Source organism: Prevotella sp. LMAG:51 (assembly GCF_008680225.1).
Classification (GTDB): Bacteria; Bacteroidota; Bacteroidia; order Bacteroidales; family Bacteroidaceae; genus Prevotella; species Prevotella pectinovora.
In genome coordinates this window covers 1-19,240 of sequence record NZ_NALQ01000021.1, presented here as the reverse complement: position 1 = coordinate 19,240, position 19,240 = coordinate 1, and the positions used below count along the sequence as shown (strand labels likewise).

15 protein-coding genes and 2 pseudogenes are annotated in these 19,240 nt (G+C 47.6%); 6 read left to right on the top strand and 11 right to left on the bottom strand.

Annotation, left to right across the window (positions count from 1 at the left end; genetic code table 11):
• Positions 1-6 precede the first annotated feature (6 nt).
• Positions 7-2,061, bottom strand: a complete 2,055-nt coding sequence (gene uvrB, locus CCC32_RS07115; protein WP_044064563.1) for an excinuclease ABC subunit UvrB — start codon at positions 2,059-2,061, stop codon at positions 7-9.
• Between the two features lie 463 nt (positions 2,062-2,524).
• Here uvrB and CCC32_RS07110 point away from each other — a divergent pair, with 463 nt between their 5' ends.
• The 3 genes from CCC32_RS07110 (at position 2,525) to CCC32_RS07100 (ending at position 4,220) form a co-directional block, all read left to right on the top strand.
• Positions 2,525-3,349: an outer membrane protein assembly factor BamD gene (locus CCC32_RS07110; protein ID WP_022317249.1), complete on the top strand. Its 825-nt coding sequence runs from the start codon at positions 2,525-2,527 to the stop codon at positions 3,347-3,349.
• An 83-nt stretch (positions 3,350-3,432) separates the two neighbouring features.
• Positions 3,433-3,759 (top strand): DNA-directed RNA polymerase subunit omega, encoded by a 327-nt coding sequence (locus CCC32_RS07105; RefSeq protein WP_022317248.1) that lies wholly within the window; start codon positions 3,433-3,435, stop codon positions 3,757-3,759.
• Positions 3,760-3,761: 2 nt separating this feature from the next.
• Positions 3,762-4,220 (top strand): DUF4293 domain-containing protein, encoded by a 459-nt coding sequence (locus CCC32_RS07100; protein ID WP_022317247.1) that lies wholly within the window; start codon positions 3,762-3,764, stop codon positions 4,218-4,220.
• Between the two features lie 159 nt (positions 4,221-4,379).
• On the opposite strand, the gene CCC32_RS07095 is transcribed toward CCC32_RS07100, so the two are convergent.
• The 10 genes and pseudogenes from CCC32_RS07095 to CCC32_RS07050 form a co-directional block, all read right to left on the bottom strand.
• A complete protein-coding gene (locus CCC32_RS07095; protein WP_022315687.1) occupies positions 4,380-4,922 on the bottom strand; it encodes a CinA family protein in 543 nt (180 codons plus the stop codon).
• Positions 4,923-4,938: 16 nt separating this feature from the next.
• Positions 4,939-5,970, bottom strand: a complete 1,032-nt coding sequence (gene tsaD, locus CCC32_RS07090; RefSeq protein WP_022315686.1) for a tRNA (adenosine(37)-N6)-threonylcarbamoyltransferase complex transferase subunit TsaD — start codon at positions 5,968-5,970, stop codon at positions 4,939-4,941.
• Positions 5,971-5,996: 26 nt separating this feature from the next.
• Positions 5,997-6,857: a type I methionyl aminopeptidase gene (map, locus tag CCC32_RS07085; RefSeq protein ID WP_022315685.1), complete on the bottom strand. Its 861-nt coding sequence runs from the start codon at positions 6,855-6,857 to the stop codon at positions 5,997-5,999.
• A gap of 21 nt (positions 6,858-6,878) precedes the next feature.
• Positions 6,879-7,517 carry an HAD family hydrolase gene (locus CCC32_RS07080; protein WP_287073314.1) on the bottom strand — a complete coding sequence of 213 codons (639 nt, stop codon included), beginning with the start codon at positions 7,515-7,517 and terminating at the stop codon, positions 6,879-6,881.
• A 48-nt stretch (positions 7,518-7,565) separates the two neighbouring features.
• Positions 7,566-8,045: an SsrA-binding protein SmpB gene (smpB, locus tag CCC32_RS07075; RefSeq protein ID WP_022315683.1), complete on the bottom strand. Its 480-nt coding sequence runs from the start codon at positions 8,043-8,045 to the stop codon at positions 7,566-7,568.
• A gap of 111 nt (positions 8,046-8,156) precedes the next feature.
• Positions 8,157-8,660 (bottom strand): DMP19 family protein, encoded by a 504-nt coding sequence (locus CCC32_RS07070; protein WP_022315681.1) that lies wholly within the window; start codon positions 8,658-8,660, stop codon positions 8,157-8,159.
• Between the two features lie 325 nt (positions 8,661-8,985).
• Positions 8,986-11,853 (bottom strand): PD-(D/E)XK nuclease family protein, encoded by a 2,868-nt coding sequence (locus tag CCC32_RS07065; RefSeq protein ID WP_287073312.1) that lies wholly within the window; start codon positions 11,851-11,853, stop codon positions 8,986-8,988.
• 20 nt (positions 11,854-11,873) lie between these two features.
• Positions 11,874-15,140, bottom strand: coding sequence for a UvrD-helicase domain-containing protein (locus tag CCC32_RS07060; RefSeq protein WP_287073309.1), 3,267 nt, complete (start codon positions 15,138-15,140; stop codon positions 11,874-11,876).
• A 30-nt stretch (positions 15,141-15,170) separates the two neighbouring features.
• Positions 15,171-17,090 carry a DUF5686 family C-terminal domain-containing protein gene (locus tag CCC32_RS07055; RefSeq protein WP_042520255.1) on the bottom strand — a complete coding sequence of 640 codons (1,920 nt, stop codon included), beginning with the start codon at positions 17,088-17,090 and terminating at the stop codon, positions 15,171-15,173.
• Positions 17,091-17,395: 305 nt separating this feature from the next.
• A pseudogene (locus tag CCC32_RS07050) lies at positions 17,396-17,893 on the bottom strand (IS982 family transposase); the annotation flags it as partial.
• Between the two features lie 119 nt (positions 17,894-18,012).
• Between CCC32_RS07050 and CCC32_RS07045 the strand changes: the two are divergent.
• The 3 genes and pseudogenes from CCC32_RS07045 to CCC32_RS07035 all read left to right on the top strand — a co-directional run.
• On the top strand, positions 18,013-18,429 hold the full coding sequence (locus tag CCC32_RS07045; protein WP_044075054.1) for a hypothetical protein: 417 nt from the start codon (positions 18,013-18,015) through the stop codon (positions 18,427-18,429).
• The gene (gene tnpB / locus CCC32_RS07040) at positions 18,417-18,788 is read left to right on the top strand and encodes an IS66 family insertion sequence element accessory protein TnpB (protein WP_044066062.1); all 372 of its coding nucleotides are present in this window, start codon (positions 18,417-18,419) and stop codon (positions 18,786-18,788) included. Before CCC32_RS07045 ends, tnpB begins: the two co-directional genes overlap by 13 nt.
• A 75-nt stretch (positions 18,789-18,863) precedes the next feature.
• Positions 18,864-19,240 (top strand): annotated as a pseudogene (locus CCC32_RS07035) (IS66 family transposase); the annotation flags it as partial.

Genomic DNA, 19,240 nt, shown 5'->3' with positions numbered 1-19,240 from the left:
GATGGTTTATCGCTTCTCATCCAATAATTTCTCCATGCGCAATATCTCATCTCTGTATTGCGCAGCCTGAATGAAGTCAAGATTCTTTGCAGCCTTCTTCATCAATTCCGTAGTGTCGGCAATGCTTGTCTCGATTTCAGCCTTGCTCATCTTCATCATTATAGGATCAGCTGCAAATGCCAACGAATCTTTTTCAACGTATGGAGCGTACGTGGTGGTCTTGTGTCCAACCTTTGTTTCCATTTCATTAGAGCCATTGCGTTGGACTCCCAGGGCGCTTGTCTTGATTTCCTTCTCGATTTTCTTTGGCGTGAGATGATGTTCCTTGTTATACGCCATTTGTTTCATTCTGCGACGTTCCGTCTCGTCGATTGTCAATTGCATGCTTTCTGTGATGGTGTCAGCATACATGATGACTTTGCCATTAACATTTCGTGCAGCACGACCCGCAGTCTGTGTCAACGAGCGATGAGAACGCAGAAACCCTTCTTTGTCAGCATCGAGAATGGCAACCAATGACACTTCCGGCAGATCAAGTCCTTCGCGCAAAAGGTTCACACCAACCAGGACATCGAAGAGACCGGCCCGCAAATCATTCATTATCTTCACACGGTCAAGAGTTGCCACGTCGCTATGTATATAATTTGCCCTCACTTCATGGTTCAAAAGATATTCAGTCAGCTCTTCCGCCATACGCTTTGTCAGAGTGGTCACCAGCACACGCTCATCTTTTTCGCAACGTATCAGTATTTCGTTCATCAGGTCGTCAATCTGATTCTCGCTTGGCCTCACTTCAATCTCCGGATCCAACAGTCCTGTAGGGCGTATCACCTGTTCCACTACGACACCTTCTGCTTCCTGCAGTTCAAAGTCTGCGGGAGTGGCAGATACGTAAATCACCTGATTTGTCATTTCTTGAAATTCCTCAAACTTCAGAGGACGGTTGTCGAATGCGGCAGGTAGTCTGAAGCCAAACTCCACGAGATTCTGCTTGCGTGCCCTGTCGCCACCATACATTGCTCTTATTTGAGGCACGCTGACGTGGCTTTCGTCAATGACCATGAGATAATCTTTAGGGAAGAAGTCCAAAAGACAATAAGGCTTGTCACCTGCCGAGCGTCCGTCAAAATACCTTGAATAATTCTCTATTCCAGAACAATGTCCAAGCTCTTTTATCATCTCAATATCATATTCTACACGCTCTTTAATTCTCTGGGCCTTAATGTTGTCGCCAATTTCGTTAAAGAATTCAATGCGTTCGTCAAGATCTTTGGATATTTCGCTGATGGCTTCCTGTGTCTGTTCCTTTGAAGTAATGAACAGATTGGCTGGATAAATCTGATATTCGTTGAATGATGCAAGTTTGTGGAACGTTACAGAGTCAACTTCCTCGATGGAATCGATTTCGTCATCCCAGAACGTAACGCGCAACACGTTGTCGCTATATGCCATGAATATGTCCACTGTGTCGCCTTTAACCCTGAAATTGCCACGCTGCAGCTCCAAGTCGTTCCTCACATAAAGCGAGTCTACAAGACGGCGAAGGAACATGTTGCGCGAAAGAACCTGTCCTCGTTTGACCGTTATCACGCTTTGCGCCATGGCAGCAGGACCACCCATACCGTAAATGCATGAAACGGAAGACACTACAATGACATCCTTTCTTCCAGAGAGCAACGCAGACACGGCAGACAGCCTCAGCTTGTCTATCTCTTCATTGATGGCAAGGTCTTTCTCTATATATGTATCTGTCTGCGGAAGATATGCTTCTGGCTGGTAATAATCATAATATGAAACATAATATTCCACGGCATTTTCCGGGAAGAATCCTTTCATCTCTTCATACAACTGTGCAGCCAATGTCTTGTTATGGCTAAGCACAAGAGTAGGGCGGTTCACGTTGGCAATTACGTTTGCTACTGTAAATGTCTTACCTGAACCCGTTACGCCAAGCAGCACCTGTGCCTTGTCTCCATTATTCAATCCGTCGGTGAGCTGGCGGATTGCTTCAGGCTGGTCACCAGTTGGCTGGTATTTAGAAGTGAGAGTGAATTTATCCATCGTTTAATGATTCTTCCTTATGTTGTTAAGCATGACTTCAAAAGGCGAAGAACATGTCCGAATTGCAAAAGTACTCATTTTATCATAAGCCACAAAGGAGATGGAGAATTAACTTTTTGGGAATATCAAGGAAAAGCCGTATTCGCAGTTGCAACTTGCCGCTTCCATAGTTGTATTCCTATAGTTCTTGCCATGTAGACAAGCGTTTTCTTATACGTAATACTGTTGATTGTAAATGTCCTCATTGCATTGCGGTTTATTCGTGTCTGGGTTAAAAGCCAAACAAAATCCGCTCTTCTAAAAAACAAAATACAAGCAAGCCCTAATCGCCGTTTTGTGTTTAAGGAATTGTAAAAAATCGAATAAACGGCTAAAAATGCGGATATTTCAGGTAAATCGAAAGCTAATATTTTGAAGTATAAATTATTATGTGTATTTTTGCAACTCGAATTAATTTGCTTATATGAAAAAGATAATCGTCGTAATGGCCGGAGCGATGCTCCTTTTCACGAGTTGCGTGAACCAATTCAACCAGATATATAAGTCGACAGACAACGATTTGAAATACGAGTATGCCAAGGAGTGCTATGCTCGTGGCAAATATGTCAAGGCCACGACACTTCTGCGGGAGCTTGTGACAATACAGAAGGGTACAGACAATGCTGAGGAGTCTCTCTTCATGTTGGCAATGGCTGAGTTCAAGGACAAAGACTATGAAACCGCTGCTGAATATTTCAAGAAGTATTACAAGTCGTATCCTAAGGGCATGTATGCAGAACTTGCTTCTTACTACATCGGCGAAAGTCTGTATATGTGCACTCCGGAACCTCGTCTTGACCAGTCTCAGACGGTGTCAGCCATATCGGCCTTTCAGGATTATATGGATTTGTTTCAGGATGCCAGGATGAAAGACAAAGCGCAGGGCAGACTCTTCCAGTTGCAGGATAAGTTGGTAAAGAAAGAATTATATTCCGCACAGCTGTATTATAATCTCGGAACATATTTCGGCAACTGCACTAACGGAGGCAGCAATTATCAGGCATGTATCATCACAGCGCAGAATGCGCTGAACGACTATCCGTACAGCGAACTGAGAGAAGACTTCGCGTTGCTTATCGTTAAGAGTAAGTTCGAGTTGGCAGAACAGAGCGTAGAGTCAAAACGCATCGACCGCTATAGAGACGCAGAGGATGAATGCTATGGATTCATTAACGAATATCCAGACTCCAAGAGCCGCAGCCTGGCTGAGAAATACATCAATATCTGCAAGAAATACGTTAAAGACTAACAATCGGTACGGCCTCCATTTCGAGCAAGTGGTCTTGCCATCTTGAGAATAAAAACAGAAAACAATAATAATAATTTTAAAGAATGGATTACAAAAAGTCAAAAGCACCGGTAAATACCGTTACGCGCAATATTATGGATCTTTGCGATGAGACCGATAATATTTACGAGAGTGTAGCCATCATCGGCAAACGTGCCAACCAGATTTCAATTGAGATCAAGCAGGATCTCAGCAAGAAGCTGGCAGAGTTTGCTTCCTACAATGACAGCCTTGAGGAAGTATTCGAGAACCGTGAGCAGATAGAGATTTCCCGTTACTACGAGAAACTTCCAAAGCCAACATTGCTTGCTACCCAGGAATTCGTTGAGGGAAAGATTTATTGGCGCGACCCATCAAAAGACAACAACTAAATATGATACAGCGCAAACAGTCCGTTTTCCTCTTGGTAGCGGCTATTCTGACGATTGTATGCTTGTGTCTTCCCATAGGAGTATTTCATCCCAAGAATCTTGGAGTGGATACGGCAATGTATAATCTGTGGATTCAATACGGCAACGGAAGCGTAAGCTATACTGTATGTCCTCTCTTCTGCATATTGCTCCTGGCTACTGTTACAAGCTTCTTCACTATATTCAAGTTTAACAACAGAAAATTGCAGATAAAGCTTTGCGGATGGAACAATTTGCTCATAGTCGTATGGTATATAGCTTATGCTGTTTTCGCATGGATGTTCAAAGGGGAGTTGGATGCAGACTTCAAAATCGGTTTTGTATCAGTACTGCCATTGGTTTCAATGATATTGATATTCATGGCCCGCAAAGCCATAAAGGCAGACGAGGCTCTTATCCGTGCAGCCGACAGAATAAGATGAAAATCTTATATAATGACATGGAATGATGTTAGCGGTCTGTCTGCTGTAAGCAAGAATTATCATTCCTGTCAAGTAAAATATAGTTAAAGGGAGTCATATCAATATTTTCTTTGATATGGCTCCCTTTAGGTTTGTATGACTTTGATGATAGTTTCTTAATCATTCCACAACTCCAAATGTCGGAGTCGGTTCGCCGTCATCATCGCTTTTTTCGCTTCGGTCGAGCAGATATTGCAGAAACATCTGAAGAGCCTTTGTCGTGGCATTTGCAAGATTTATGTCTCTGCCGAAGTCGTCTTCCAGCTTCATTGTCACGATATCATCCTTGTTGCCGCAGGCAAGCCAGATCGTACCCACCGGAATATCGCCCGTGCCTCCGCCAGGACCGGCAAAACCGGTTGCCGAAATGGCATAGTCAACATCAAGAACCTTTATGGCGCCTTTCACCATCTCTATCGCTACATCCTCGCATACGGCAGTCTTCTCTTCCAGAAGATTGTGGCTGATGCCGAGGATTCTCTCCTTTATCTCATTGGTATAGGAAACGATCCCCCCCTTGAAATAATTGGAAGCACCTGGCATGGCGATGATAGACTCTGCGATACGTCCGCCGGTGCAACTCTCAGCAGTGCCGAGGGTTTTGCCGTTTTCCCATATCAGTTGGCTGATCTCTCTACTAAGTATTTTGTTTTCGAAACCCATTGTGTTTGATTTTGTTTTATTTGAACGTTACTTTAGAAAACGCCGGAGCGTCTATCGGACAGAATTCCTTGTCCATATATTTATAATATCCCGTTATGGCTATCATGGCCGCATTGTCGGTTGTATAGCTGAACTTTGGGATGTAGATATCCCAATGATAACGTTTCGCATGGTCTTTGAAAGCATTCCGCAGTCCGTTGTTCGCACTCACGCCTCCTGCCACAGCCACGTGCTTTATGCCCGTCTGCTTCACGGCTAGACGAAGTTTCTTCATCAAGATGTCCACTATCGTATGCTCAAGACTTGCCGCGATGTCCTCCTTGTGATGTTCGATGAATTCCGGATCGTCCTTTATCCATTCACGTAGACTATAGAGGAAAGAAGTCTTGAGTCCGCTGAAGCTGTAGTCCAGATTGGCTATATGAGGCTCAGCGAACTTATATGCCAAGGGGTTTCCCTTGCGTGCCAGCTTGTCTATGATAGGACCGCCCGGATATCCGAGTCCCATCACCTTTGAGCATTTGTCTATTGCTTCGCCGGCAGCATCGTCGATAGTCTGTCCCAGTAGCTCCATGTCCTTGTATGAGTTCACCTTGACTATCTGTGAGTTTCCGCCGCTTACGAGCAGACATAAGAACGGGAGTGGGGGAGCAGAGTTGTCGTCATCGCTTTCTTTTATGAAGTGAGCCATGACATGACCCTGGAGATGGTTCACGTCGATTAGCGGAATGCCCAACGAGCGTGCGAAGCCTTTGGCAAAACTTACGCCCACGAGCAGCGAGCCCATAAGGCCCGGACCTCTTGTGAAAGCCACAGCCGACAGTTGTTCTTTGGTTATACCGGCTCTTTTTATAGCCTGGTCAACCACGGGCACGACGTTTTGCTGATGTGCTCTCGACGCAAGTTCAGGAACAACGCCGCCATATGCCATGTGCACATCTTGCGAAGCCGTGACATTGCTCAGCAGCACTCCGTTTTTCAAGACAGCAGCCGAAGTATCGTCGCAGCTGCTTTCTATTCCTAATATATATATATCCTTTTGTTCCATAATCAGAAATTTTCAAGCCTCAGCCTTTAGTGGGTGAGAATCTCCACTCCATGTTCAGTCATTAGAAAAGTGTGCTCCCATTGTGCGCTCGGTTTTTCGTCACCCGTGATTACTTCCCATCCATATTCATCGTCTTCATCGATGAATACCTGCCATGTTCCCATATTGATCATCGGCTCGATGGTGAAAACCATGCCTGGCACGAGTAGCATTCCTGTTCCACGATGTCCGAAATGCAGTACCTCAGGCTCTTCGTGGAATTTCAGTCCCACACCGTGTCCACACAAGTCTCTTACCACACCGTAGTGGTATTTCTCAGCATGTTTCTGTATTGCGTGACCTATATCTCCGACGAAAGAATACGGCTTTGCCGCTTCAGCTCCAATTTCGAGGCATTCCTTTGCCACTCTCACGAGCTGCTCCTTCTCAGGAGTAGTCTTGCCGATAATGAACATTCGTGAGGCGTCGGCGAAATATCCGTCAAGTATTGTGGTGAAGTCAACGTTGACGATGTCGCCCTCCTGCAAGACATCCTCCTCCTTAGGTATTCCGTGGCACACCACTTCATTGATGCTCGTACACACGCTTTTGGGGTAACCTTCATAATTGAGGCATGCTGGAGTTGCGCCATGGTCTACGCAATAGTCATAGCAGATTTTGTCAATCTCCAGAGTGTTCATGCCGGCATGTATCTGTTTTGCCACTTCGTCGAGCACTCCTGTGTTGACGATGCCGCTACGCTTTATTCCTTCTATTTCTTCGGGAGTTCGGATGAGGTCACGTGTCGGAACCTCTTTACCTTTGTTTTCCCAATACATTACCTTCTTGTCAAGCTCAGTTGGCTCTTGTCCTGACAGACAATGCCATCTTCTTTTCTTCTTAAACATGATATATTAAGTTTTGATCTTCTATCTTGCGTTCAGAGCTTCAAGGGCGTCAAGGAGCTCCTTCGTCCAATCCTCTCCGTTTGGGGGGCAGAACGTCTTGAATCCCAGATTCTTTCCCATTTCTATATTTGCCGGTCCGTCGTCAACGAAGAGAGTTTCCTCTGGCAGAATACTTTCTTTAGAAATGATTTCCTCAAACATTTTCCTGTTCGGCTTCATCATCTTCATCTTGAAGCTCATGTATAGAGAATCGAAGAAATCTGCTATGCTTCGTCCGTCGCCTGAGAAGCCGTCGCTCATCCCCCAGCTCATCATGAAAGGGTTTGTGTTTGAGATGAGAATCAGTCTGTAGCCCATGCTTTTAAGTTTGTCCAGGACTTTTATGTTTCTGAGAGGCACCTCTTTCGTGTATCCTCTCCATGCGTATTTGCATTCATCAAAAGTCAGTCGCCTGTGGCAGAGCCTGCTGAGTTCGCGGATAAATTCTTCAGCCGTGATCTTTCCTTCTTCCAGGTCTCCGAATATTCCGCTCTGGGTATAGGGGTCAAGGCGCCGATCTGCGTCCTCCAGTCCTATTTCCTTGAATCTCTTTACTGCACTTGGCTGGTCGATGGTCATTATCACGCCACCCAAGTCAAACATTATATTCTTTATTTTCATATCAAAGGGATTTTCTCTTGCATCCGACAAAATATCTTTCTACATTTGTCAGAATCTTTTCCTTGCCCTGTCCATTTCTCTTCTGTCTTCTTTCTCTTTGAGAGTCTGACGCTTGTCAAATTCTTTCTTTCCGCGGCATAGGGCTATGTCGAGCTTAGCCCTTCCATGGTCGTCGATGAAGAGGAGCGTCGGTATGATGGTGAAGCCCACCTGCTTTGTGTCTTCCTGCAGATTGTGGATTTCTTTTTTGTTCAAGAGAAGTTTCCTGTCACGCTTGCTCTCATGATTGTTGTAAGAGCCATAGAAATAAGGCGATATATTCATTCCTTTCACCCATATTTCCCCGTTGTGTATATAGCAGAATGTATCCACGAGCGAAGCCTTGCCCATACGTATGGACTTTATCTCCGTTCCTGTCAGCACTATTCCTGCCGTGTATGTGTCTACGAAGAAATATTCGAAAGAAGCCTTTTTGTTGCGTATGCTCACAGGACTTTTCTTTCTCAACAATTCCTGTTCTTTATTCATAAAACGTTTTTCTTCTAATTCATTATGTCGTCAAGACTATATTCAGCCAAGACTACAGTCTGGACTGAAATAATAAGTGTGTTGTCAAGACTACAGACAATATGGATGCTTTTACTGTTCGATTTTTGCGAATTCATCGATGTGTCCATCGATGTAATGGGCGATTTCTGAAGTCCATTCCTCTTCGTTTTCCACGAACGTGTCGTCGAAATCATCAAAGTCAGGGAATCTTTCAAACAGAGCCATGAACTCCTCATCGCTGCATTCTCTTTCTATTTCCTCCTTGTTTTCATTGTATAGTTTTCTTGCCGAATACAGTAATTTTGAGAAATCCCGAAGTCCCCATTGTTTCATCGCCCTTGCGAAAGGGTTGTCGAAGATGAATGGTCCGTAGCCGTTGTGTATGAGCTGCACGAATCCTCCGTCCATCACTTCGTCTCTCAGCCAGATATAAGCCAGAAGCGTGATTTGGTCTGCCGAAAGCTCTGCCATGTTTTCAGCCGTGAGACTTCCCCCGATGCTGTCGAGTATGGCATTTGAGAACAGGTTGACGAACTCGTCCATGCCTTCGTTGGCTGCCTTTATTATATCCGTTTCCTTGATAACAACATTCATATAACTGTCTGTCTTTCTATTTTTTTGCAAAGTTACGTAAAATATCGCAGTATAAGCTATCTTGAATGATTTTTTTGCTCAAGTAGCCATCTGCGGCAATTCTAATTGCCAGGATAACTCCCAATGGTCACAAGAGTTGCCAAAAACGAGCAACCACGGTCTTACTACTACTTCAGTCCCCACCTAACCTCCCCCCCCCCCTTATAGGGGATGGACGGTTACCCTTGAGTCCTGATTGTCGGGGAGGGATGGTTACTATTGAGCATCAATTACTGTTGAGGGTAAGATTCCGACCTAAGTGAAGGTTGGAGTCTTACCCTTTCCGCTATCTGCCGCACAAGGGCTTGTATGGGCAATATGTGCAGATTTTCAGATTGGCGGTAGGCGCGAAGGCTTCTTTCCTGTCGTATATGTTTGCCACAAGGGCTTTCAGCCCCTCTCCGAACTCCGCCTGATATTCTTCCACATCGTTGATTCTCTGTCTGCCCAGCGAGATCACTGGGTCGTAGTTCTCCCCGAATGCACGTTGGATGAATATTAGTGCCGGACTGACTGGCAGCGCCTGGGGATTCAGTTTCCTGTCGTTTCGGGCTATCATCGAGTAGAGCATCGCCTGCAGATAATAGTCTGTGTGTTTCTTTCCGCCGGCTTCGTCGGCAGAGAATATCTCTCCGATGGTGGCTACAGGAGTCTTTATGTCGCTTCCGCCCGTCTTGTAGTCTATCACTCTGATGGTCTGCCTTCCCGTCTTGGGGTCGTTCACCATGTCGAGGCGGTCGATTCTTCCTCCCACCTTCACTTTCCTTACTCCCTCGTCGGTATTCACGTCCAGATTCATGAACATGTCTTTTTCGAGTGCCACGATGCTGAAGGGCGTCAGTTCCAGATCGATGTCGAGAAGCCGCTTCACGTATTTTATGAGTACCGTGCGGCTGATGAGCTGCATTCCGTTGTAGTGGAGCTTGCGCCACAGCCGTTCGTCGCTTCCGAACATCTCTTTCTGGAACATCCTGTCCACCACGGCCTCGATGTTCTGTGTTTCAGAGAGTTGTTTTATCACTTCAGAAGTTATCATCTTGCCGTTCCCGGCAAAGTCCTTGTATATTTCTTCGAGCACATTATGGAATATGTTTCCGAACGCCCTGCTCGTGAGATGTTCCTCTATGTCCTCGTCGGGCTCCCTTATTCCGGCTATGTTGTTGAAGTAGAACTGCATCGGGCATCGCAGGTATCTGTTGAGAGCCGTTGGCGAGAGGGAGCCGTAGGCTGAAAGGATTTTCATCACGTTGTCGTCCTTCTCAAACCTTACGGCGATTTTCTCCACCGAACTTTGTCCCACATGCAGCGAGAGCCTGTTTATCTCGTGTCTGCTCTCCACCATGAGCTGGAGCATGAAGCGGCTCATTTCGCCTTTGTTGCCGTTTTCCGTCGATGTGTTGTATGCAATCGTGATGTCTTTCGCCCGCTGCAGCAGCCTGTAGAAATAGTAGGAATAGATGGCCACCTTGTTGTCCACCGTTGTCAGCCCGTAGGCCTTTCGTATGGAGTAGGGGATGAATGACGAATCCCTTATTCCCTTTGGCATGTTCCCCTCATTGCATGAGAGCAGCAGCACGTGGTCAAAGTCCAGGTTCCTCGTTTCCAGCACTCCCATTATCTGTATTCCTATCGCCGGTTCTCCGTGGAATGGTATCGATGTGGCTGCGATATGCTGCTTGAGGAGCTTCTGTATTGTTATCCTGTCCACATCAAGTTCGCCTGCCTCCACGAGTCCCTTTATCCTGTTTATGAGCGTGTACATATTGAATACCGACTCAACGAAGAGCACGTCTTCATTTTTCCCGGCTATGTTTTTCAGTATGTTCAGTAGCCATTGCATGAGCTTCAGGTTGGAGTCCATCGGCAGGAAGAGCGCCTTGAGACTGTTGTCTGCCCAAAGCTCTTCGTTTTTCGGATATAGAATCCGCTTCACCTGTAGCTCCTTCAGCAGTTCTGAGGCTTTTGCGGATAGATATTTGGTGAATGGATGTGTGAGCAGACTACGGATGAAGGAGATTCTGAATCCGTTGTCGGTCCTCAGTCCGATGGTCTGCAGGTCGAGCAGCTGCGACACGAATGATGACACCGGGGCCTGCGATAGGGGGTAGCCCGTGGTGATGTTTATGTTTTCCACCTCTTCCGGTATTGCATACATTATGCCCGTGAGCAGCCCTTCGTCACACATCACCACTGCCGTGCGCCTGCCGTCCTTGTAGCGTCCGTTTTGCCTCAGCCATTCGCTGACGAATCTTGCCTGTATGTTCTCCGTCTTGGCTTTTATGAATGATATTGTCTTGTCGGCTGAGAAGTTGTCGTAAGCCGCCCCGTAGTCCTCCTGCGGCAGGGAGTTTCCCAGTTCCGAAAGATACATTGAGATGTATTTTCCCGCTTCCTTGTGGCTTGAGGCTGTGCGTTTCGGGTTGCAGTAAAACTCGTCGTAGTCCCAATAGAACTCGGCTGCGCCTTCTTCCTTGAAATGTCGGAAGAGGCGGTGTTCTACTTTCTGCAGCAGGTTGAATCCCACGAAGATGTATTTGTCGAATTCTTTTTCTATTCCGCCATTTTCTATCACTTCTCTATACAGCATTCCCTCGTATGCAAGTCCTTGGCTGGCAAGTCTTTCTCTGAAATCGTTGTATATGTCCTTGAGCTTTGTCCATAGCGATAGGAAGAGTTCTTTCAGCCTTGTGTTGTGGTCTTCGGAGAAATTGCTGAAGAAGGTTTTGAGAATCTCCTTCTGCTCTTCCGTGAGATAAGAAGCGTCGTCGAATTCATGGATGTCGGCCACGTTGGCAAAGAGCTTGTCTGCATCAGCCATGTTCTTGTCTATGTCGTCGAAATCGCTTATGAGCATTCTACCCCAGTCGTAGAAGTGGTCGAGCGTCTCGTCTTTGCCTGTTATCTTGACGAAGCTTTTATACAGGTCGCAGACCAGCTTTATGGGGTCTCCCACTTCTGCCTTGGAATACTTGCGGAAGAGTTCGCTGATGGTGAGGTAGTTTGGCGCCCACACGGGCTTGCCGGCACATCTATAGAGTTCTTCGTTGAGAAATAGCGAGGCTCTTTTGTTCGGGAAGATTATCGCTATGCGCGACAGGTCATTTCCGTATTTTCTTATTATATCCTGTGCTACTATCTGTAGGAATGTTTTCATATTTTCCAATGTATTGTTTTTTACTTTTCCACCTCTTTTATTTCTTTCCTGAATACATACCAGATGTATCCTCTCACATTGGCGTAGCCCATCTGTCTGAGGTATCCGATGTATTGTCTCACCTGGGTGGCATATTTTTCGTTGGGCTTTCCGAACTTGAAGTCCACCACAACCACTTCGTCGCCGTCTTTCATCACACGGTCGGGTCGTCGTGCCACGATTTCCTTCTTTCCGGTCTTTTCGTCGGTTTCCTCGCAGATTATCGTGCATTCGTTGAAGAGCGTCCATCGGGGCGAGAACCAGTCAGCCACGAGTTCGTTTCCCGTCAGGTATCCGTTGAGCAGGCTCTGCAGCTTCTCCCGGTCCAGGTTGTCTCCATAGAGTATTCCTTCTGCTTCAAACCTGTCGAGCTCGGATTCCACGTCGCCTGCCGTCTTGATGCCAGAGAATATCTGGTGCAGTATGTTTCCCGTGCTGATATAGTCGGCTTTCGGCTCCGTGTTTTCTTCCTGTTCTTCTCCGTTGTTCTCCTGTATGAATTTCTTGCTGTTGTTGCTTTGTCTGAACTCCAGTGGTATTTCGTGGTGTTCTATGGTGGCAGCCACGGAGATGTCCTGCTTCAGGAACACGTTTCCCGACTTCTTGTCCTCCTCTTTAGTCTTGCCAGGGCAGAATTCTCCGTATGTGAACGTGAGTTCTGTACTGTTGTCGTCCTTGCCTTCTATTGTGGCTCCTTTTAGTGACTGTGCCGTTTCCACCAGGCTCTGCTCTATGAGCATGGAGCGTGTTCCTGCCGCGTTGCGCTTGCCGACGACAAAGAGATTCTTCTTCGGTCGGGTGAAAGCTACGTAGAGCAGGTTGAGGTTGTCTATCGTGTTCTGCATGTGCTCATACTTGTAGTCGTCGGCATAGATAGACTTTGCGAGTGTGGGTGAATAGCTGATGGGGATGAGGGGCAGCTGGCTGAACGGCTCCACGGCGGGATGACACCAGATGTTGTTTCCGTATAGTTCCAGCTTCCAGTCGCAGAACGGGATTATCACGTTGTCGAATTCCAGTCCCTTGCTCTTGTGTATGCTGATTATCCTGAGTCCGTCGATGTCGTCGGTCTGTATGGTTCTCGAGTGCAGGTTTTCGTCCCACTCTCTGAGGAATCCCGCCACGTCTGCCGACATGTCTTTGATGTATGCGTTGAGATAGTCGAAGAATGCGCAGATATATGCTCCGTCCTCCTTCATGCGGTCGAGCCTGAAGATATGGAGCAGCTCCTCGCAGAGCTCGAAGAGCGGCAGTTCTTTCAGCTCTTCCTGGTGTGCGGTATATTCCTCGGGCAGCAGATTGTCGCCCTGGTCTTTCATATTTGTCATTTGACTGCCGGAGAATGTGTCGTTGCCTGTGGCGAGCGAATATTTCTTTGTCAGACAGGCTCTCGTGAGCACGTCGTCTCCGCCATACAGATAGCGCAGGGCATCTATGATGCAGCACACGGCGACCGAATGGTCGAGTCTGAAAGCCTCATCGCTCACGATGTTTATGTCGGGATGGCATTCCGTGAAATAGTTTGCCAGCACGGGTATGTATCTGTTTGAGCGCAGCAGTATAGCTATGTCGCGCTGCCTCACTCCTCTTTGCAGCAGTTCGTGTATGGTGTCTGCCAGTATGGCGAACGTGTTTTCTTCGTAGCCTTCGGCTGGCAGCAGCCTGACGCTCACGAGTCCCTTGGCTTCTCTCTTTATCGTCTTCTGCTCCACGTCGGCATAGGCTGTGTTTATCTGCTGCGCATTGTTCTGGTCTGTATTGCTTTCGTTGGCGAATTCGGCGGCTATGGCAGAGCGGAAGAATGCGTTGTTGAAGCGGATGATATTCTGCTCGGAACGGTAGTTGGTGTCGAGCGATTCTACGTTAACGGAGTATCCGGGGAATGCTTCTGCGATATTGCTGAGCAGACTCCATTCTCCGGCTCTCCATCTGTAGATGCTCTGCTTTATGTCTCCCACTATGAGGTTGTCTGTCACTCCCGGGGGCGTGGTCTTGGCATGGCTCAGACATTCGCCGAGCAGCACCTTGAAGTTGTTCCATTGCACTACGCTCGTGTCCTGGAATTCGTCTATCATGATGTGGTTGAGATGTGTTCCTATCTTCTCGAAGATGAATGGCGAGTCGGAGTCGTTTATCATCATTCGCAGCAGGTGTTGCGTGTCGCTGAGCAGGAATCTGTTTGCCTCGGCGTTCATCTCCTTCACCTTGTTTTCTATGTCTCTGAGCAGTCTGAGGTTGTTGATGTTCTTGAGCGTGGCGGCCACGGAGTTCACTATTGTCGCGGCTGTCGTCCTTTCCTTTTCCGCCCTCTCGAGGAGGGGCATGAGGCTCTCGCGTGCTGCCCGTATTATGAGGTCGCGGTTTTTGTTGGTTTTCGCAACCCAGTTCTCTTCGCTTTCCATGCAGTTTGCCACGGTCTTCGGTATGAAATTCCTGTCGCTGAGGTCGTCTTCGGCCAGTCGGTGGAAGTATTTCTGTATACCGCTTCTCTGCCCGCCCTTGAAATCCTCTTCCTGTATGCCGTATTTGCCGATGAGCCTGAAGAATTCAGAGCTTGTTTCCTTGAGAATTTCCCGTGCGGCGATCTCTTCGGCTCGCAGCTTGGTGCGGTAGGAGGTGAGGAATCTGCTGTCGGAGAGTTTTTCGTTCACTGCTTTCCCGATTTCGCGATACTGGTCGTTGAATATCATCCGTCCAAAATCCTTCACCGAGCCGATGATGTTCCAGCTGTTGTTTTTGTCTATGTTTTCCATTATGAACCTCACGATCCATGAGAAGAGGGGCGACTTTCTGTCGAGTTCCTCTATCATGAGGTCCACTGCTTGGTTTTCCACCGCCGTATCGTTGAGTTCCACTCTGAGGTTTGCCGAGAGGTCCAGTTCGCGCGCGAGGTTCCTGAGCACGCTCTGGAAGAACGTGTCGATGGTCTCCACGTGGAAATAGTCGTAGTTGTGTATGAGGAGCGAGAGGGCTGCCGAGGCTGCTTTTCTGATGTCGTCTTCCGCCATCTGTGTCTCAAGTGCTATCTTTTTCAGATAGTCGTCAGATTCGGCCAGTCCTCGTGATATTCCGTAGAGCTGGCTCAGTATTCTGGTTTTCATCTCCTCTGTGGCTTTGTTTGTGAAAGTCACGGCCAGGATGTTTCTGTAGCTTGCCGGATTGGCTACGAGCAGCTTTATGTATGCCACGGCAAGCGTGAATGTCTTTCCGCTGCCGGCACTTGCCTTGTAAACTGTGAGTGAACTCATGTGTGTGGTTTTATTGTCGTTTTTTTTTATTCACCAGTCTCTGAACAGCTCCATGCTCATTCTGATGCCAGTGCCCTCGAAGTGCTTGTTGCTCACCCCTAGGAAGAGCCCTATGGAGAAGAGACGGTTTGTCAGTCCGTAGCCACACTCCAGATAGGGGTGCAGCTTGTCTGTGAAGAGTGTGTTGCAATAGAGCCTCTCCATCTCGATGAATTTTCCCACGAATGGTATTCTCGACACGAGCAGCAGGGGCGACTCATAGGTCAGATTGCTGTTCACGTAGTATTTCGAGGCGTTATACCAGTTTTTGTTCAGTAGCTGGAACTCCCCCGTCCAGTCGTCGTTCCATCCCTCTGGGATGGAATTGTATCTGAAGTTCCTGTAGTCCAGAAAGTAGGCCCCCTTGCTTCTTGATGTGTATATTCCGTATCCCATCTTCATCGATAGTACGCGGAGTTTCATCACGGGTATTTTCCACGAGGCGTCTATTTCCATGCGCTCGTAGTTCATGTCAGACCGTATCACTCCCTTTATGCCCCGCTCATAGTCGTAGGTCAGTACGGGGCCCCGATTCAGCCACGGGCTCCATACCAGCTGCAGGGTGGGGGAGAAGGAGTAATACTTCGGTTTCCTGCCCGTTGCGGCGAAGTCCTGCGGGTCCACCGCCGTACGCCTGTGGTAGGCGAATCCTGCGCCCAGCCTTAGCCTCGGGTTGATGAGGAAACTTGTGCGCAGGCGCCAGTACATGTCTTTGAAGAGGTCGAGCCTCAGGTTCTCCCATCTGATGGAGTCGTACGACTCATGCTTGAGCTGCGTGAGGATTTCCGAATTGAAGATATGGTTGCCCGTTCCGTATTCCGTCTCTATGGTCAGCCGCCTGCCGAGTGTGAGCCGCATCGGGATGTTGAAATACACTTGTCGGAGCTTGAATGAATATCCGAGCCTCGCACCCATGCCGAGCCTTGCGTTGGGGCTGAAATCTAGGTTCCCGTTGAGCTTTATGCGATAGGTCACTCCCTTGTAGCTGCTGTAGCCCAGATAGAGAGGGTTTATTATGGGCGACATTCTGAAGCTCCCCCTCATGTTGCCTCCGAAATCGCCGCCCAGTCTGTCTATGAGATAGCTGCCCAGGTCTTTCCATAAGCTGCTCTCTCTCCGGTTGCGCCTAGTCGTGGCACTGTCGGGGGTAGGGTCGTTCTGCGTTCTGCGGGCTATGAGCGTGTCTATGGCGGCAGGGTCCAGATGGTAGAGCACGTTGTATGCCGACACCACCTTGTTGCCCATAAAGCGCATCTGTGTCCTCACGTTGCTGCTGTGGGGCATGGGCGGATGGTCTTTCTGCATGAGGATGCGGATTCTAAACTTCATCACGTCGATCGTGCCTCTGAATTCCACTTCGTGTATGCAGCCCGCCGAGTCCACGTTGGCTGAGCCTGCCACAAGCTGTATGTTCTTGAAGCGTGGTCGGAACGCCACTCTCATCAGCCCCGTGGTCTTGTTGTGCTCCGTCTTGTATCTGTAGAAGCTCCTGTTAGTGCGCTCAAACGGCGAGAGCAGGAAGCTGTCGAATATCGTGGCGCCGTAGATTCTGGGCCGCAGCAGGATCTTCATCATCGACACCACGTCCTTGTTGCGTGGCACGTTGCCGCTTGACCTCACGGACTGAAGGTCTCTGATTTTTCTATTTGACATAATTAGTCTGAACAGTCTTTCTCCTTGATATTCCCTTCGTCCTTTGGCTATGGGATACATCGACGGCAGGAGTTTAAGAATGAAATTCCTCTTCTTTATGTCGATTCTGAAATTGTGATATATATAGAGAGAGGTGTCTGTTCTGGATTGCAGCAAGCTGTCGCCCTTGTCGAAAATCCTGTCAAGCAAGAGATTGTCGACATCTGTTTTCCTTTCGCGCCCCAAGACTCCGGCTGCCGCGCAGAAAACAATAAACATCAGTAAGATGATTCTCCTTTTCAACTCACCTTATTTTATATATGAGACTCCAAATTTCAATTTCTCGTACTGAAGAACTCTGAAATTCCAGTTCGCGGATTAAAATGCAAAGATATGGAATTTTTTTCAAGTTTACAAGGAGACGAGTAAGCAAATAAACAAGGATTTTTTTTCCTAAATACCTGAGTTCGGGATAAGCGGCAGTCGTTTTTCTTGTTATGCCAGATTTCCGATAGGTGCATATTACATTTGCCCTCCAAACAATATGGATGGCAAAATGCAGAATTGTAAAGTCCAAATGAGGTTTACTTTATAACAACAAGCTGTCCGTCAACATTCTCTATGCAATAGTCAATGTTGATGGATGGCTTCTTTTCAAAGAAGCTATACGCAGCCAAAACAGAAAGGACATTCATTACGAAATTGAACACGCTACAATGTCTTGAATGTACAAGTTGTGCAACATTCTTAAGTTCGTCATTGATGGTTTCTATGACAGATCTTTTGCGCAACAGAATCTTGTCATACAATGGCATGAGCTTGTTTTTCATATTGCATTTCAAGCCAGTGACAATTTCTATACCGTCGTTAAACAATCTCTCAAACAAGCCATGCGAAATATATCCTTTGTCTGCGAATAATTTTCCGAACACATTATCACTCAATCTGTTAAAAATATCTGTGTTTCTATCGTCAACATTCGCTTTCGTAAGCATAAAGTTAAGCAGTTCACCTCTCTCATTGCATATCAGGTGTAACTTGAAACCGAAATACCATCCCATGGTGCTTTTACCTCTTTCTGCATAATACCACCTAAATTGACGAAGAACCAAGACTTTCTTAGTAAGCGTATCCGCGATGCTGCCTTGTACACGTTCGTTTATCATTATACCTTTGCCGCCAAATCAAAATCTTTAATAATATGACAGCAGAGGAACGATACGAGTGGGCATGGAAAAAATATCTTGTACGGCTCAACCAGGATTCGAAAGTCCGCCTGACCTCCTTCCTGAGGGAAATCCATGTATACCATCGCGGCATGACAAGATGGATGCAAGCCCGGGGGCTTAGCGTCGGTGAAGCGAAAAGGCAGATACGCGAGTCCCAGAACAGGGCTAAATACGAACGGCTGCTTCCGTCTTCCGACACCACCGGTTCGATGTTCCTGCCGGTAACGGCAGACGGTGCGGACGGTTTTGCCGAAGCCGCAGACCCGATGTCCGGAATCAGCTTCACATTTCCGGACGGTACCCAGGTGAACATAAAACATGGCAGCGCACAGTCGGTCATGTCATTCCTCAAGCTTTATCAGATGGAGGGCCTGCCATGTTTGGACTGAATGACGGGATGCGCTACTATGTCTGCCAGCGCTATGTGAGAATGAACCTGGGGATAAACGGCCTGTACAGGCTGGTGTCGCAGGAGATGGACCTGCCTCCGCTAAGCGGGGCTGTGTTTATCTTCTTCAGTAAGAACCGGCAGCAGGTCAAGCTTCTGCGCTGGGACACGGACGGTTTCACGCTGTATCAGAAGCGGCTTGAAAGAGGAACCTTCGAGATCCCCTATTTCAACACCGGCAAGAAGGCTTGCGTAATGCCATACAAGACCCTTTCCGCTATAATGGACGGAATATCGCTGAGGTCTGTAAGATATCGCAAGAGGCTGAACATTGACAGCTCCGTGCTTGTAAATACCTGATAACCAGTGATATTATCATCAATAATACATGATGCTTTATTTGGTAGTCTCGTCTTTTTTTCGTACCTTTGGAGTATGAAAAAAGACGAGATTATTGCATTGTTGCAGCAACAGATATCCTTTTTGCAGGAACAGCTCCAGGAGGCGAACCGTAAGGCGGACGCCCTTCTGGAAGAGGTCACGTCTTTAAGAAACACGCTCGAGCACAAGTCGGAAGAAGAGGCCAGACAGAAACGTATAATCAAGGGACTCGTCAAGATATCAGAGAACAAATCGGAGAAACAGGCCCCGGCACCTGCGTCCCAGGACACGCCGGCAGACCGGTCTTCTGAAAAAAAGGAACGCGCCCGTACCAACAACGGCGCAGGGCGCAAGCAACACCTTGAGGCGGAAGTCATAGAGGAGGATGTCGAACCGGAAGACCCGCGCTTCAACAGGGAACTGGCACGGGC

Excerpts from the sequence above, each read along its gene's own strand:
- CCC32_RS07095 (WP_022315687.1), bottom strand. The coding sequence starts at position 4,922 with ATGGGTTTCGAAAACAAAATACTTAGTAGAGAGATCAGCCAACTGATA.
- uvrB (WP_044064563.1), bottom strand. The coding sequence starts at position 2,061 with ATGGATAAATTCACTCTCACTTCTAAATACCAGCCAACTGGTGACCAG.
- CCC32_RS07045 (WP_044075054.1), top strand. The coding sequence starts at position 18,013 with ATGACAGCAGAGGAACGATACGAGTGGGCATGGAAAAAATATCTTGTA.
- tnpB (WP_044066062.1), top strand. The coding sequence starts at position 18,417 with ATGTTTGGACTGAATGACGGGATGCGCTACTATGTCTGCCAGCGCTAT.
- smpB (WP_022315683.1), bottom strand. The coding sequence starts at position 8,045 with ATGAATAAAGAACAGGAATTGTTGAGAAAGAAAAGTCCTGTGAGCATA.
- CCC32_RS07110 (WP_022317249.1), top strand. The coding sequence starts at position 2,525 with ATGAAAAAGATAATCGTCGTAATGGCCGGAGCGATGCTCCTTTTCACG.
- CCC32_RS07100 (WP_022317247.1), top strand. The coding sequence starts at position 3,762 with ATGATACAGCGCAAACAGTCCGTTTTCCTCTTGGTAGCGGCTATTCTG.
- CCC32_RS07055 (WP_042520255.1), bottom strand. The coding sequence starts at position 17,090 with ATGTTTATTGTTTTCTGCGCGGCAGCCGGAGTCTTGGGGCGCGAAAGG.
- CCC32_RS07060 (WP_287073309.1), bottom strand. The coding sequence starts at position 15,140 with ATGAGTTCACTCACAGTTTACAAGGCAAGTGCCGGCAGCGGAAAGACA.
- map (WP_022315685.1), bottom strand. The coding sequence starts at position 6,857 with ATGTTTAAGAAGAAAAGAAGATGGCATTGTCTGTCAGGACAAGAGCCA.
- CCC32_RS07080 (WP_287073314.1), bottom strand. The coding sequence starts at position 7,517 with ATGAAAATAAAGAATATAATGTTTGACTTGGGTGGCGTGATAATGACC.
- CCC32_RS07070 (WP_022315681.1), bottom strand. The coding sequence starts at position 8,660 with ATGAATGTTGTTATCAAGGAAACGGATATAATAAAGGCAGCCAACGAA.
- tsaD (WP_022315686.1), bottom strand. The coding sequence starts at position 5,970 with ATGGAACAAAAGGATATATATATATTAGGAATAGAAAGCAGCTGCGAC.
- CCC32_RS07105 (WP_022317248.1), top strand. The coding sequence starts at position 3,433 with ATGGATTACAAAAAGTCAAAAGCACCGGTAAATACCGTTACGCGCAAT.
- CCC32_RS07065 (WP_287073312.1), bottom strand. The coding sequence starts at position 11,853 with ATGAAAACATTCCTACAGATAGTAGCACAGGATATAATAAGAAAATAC.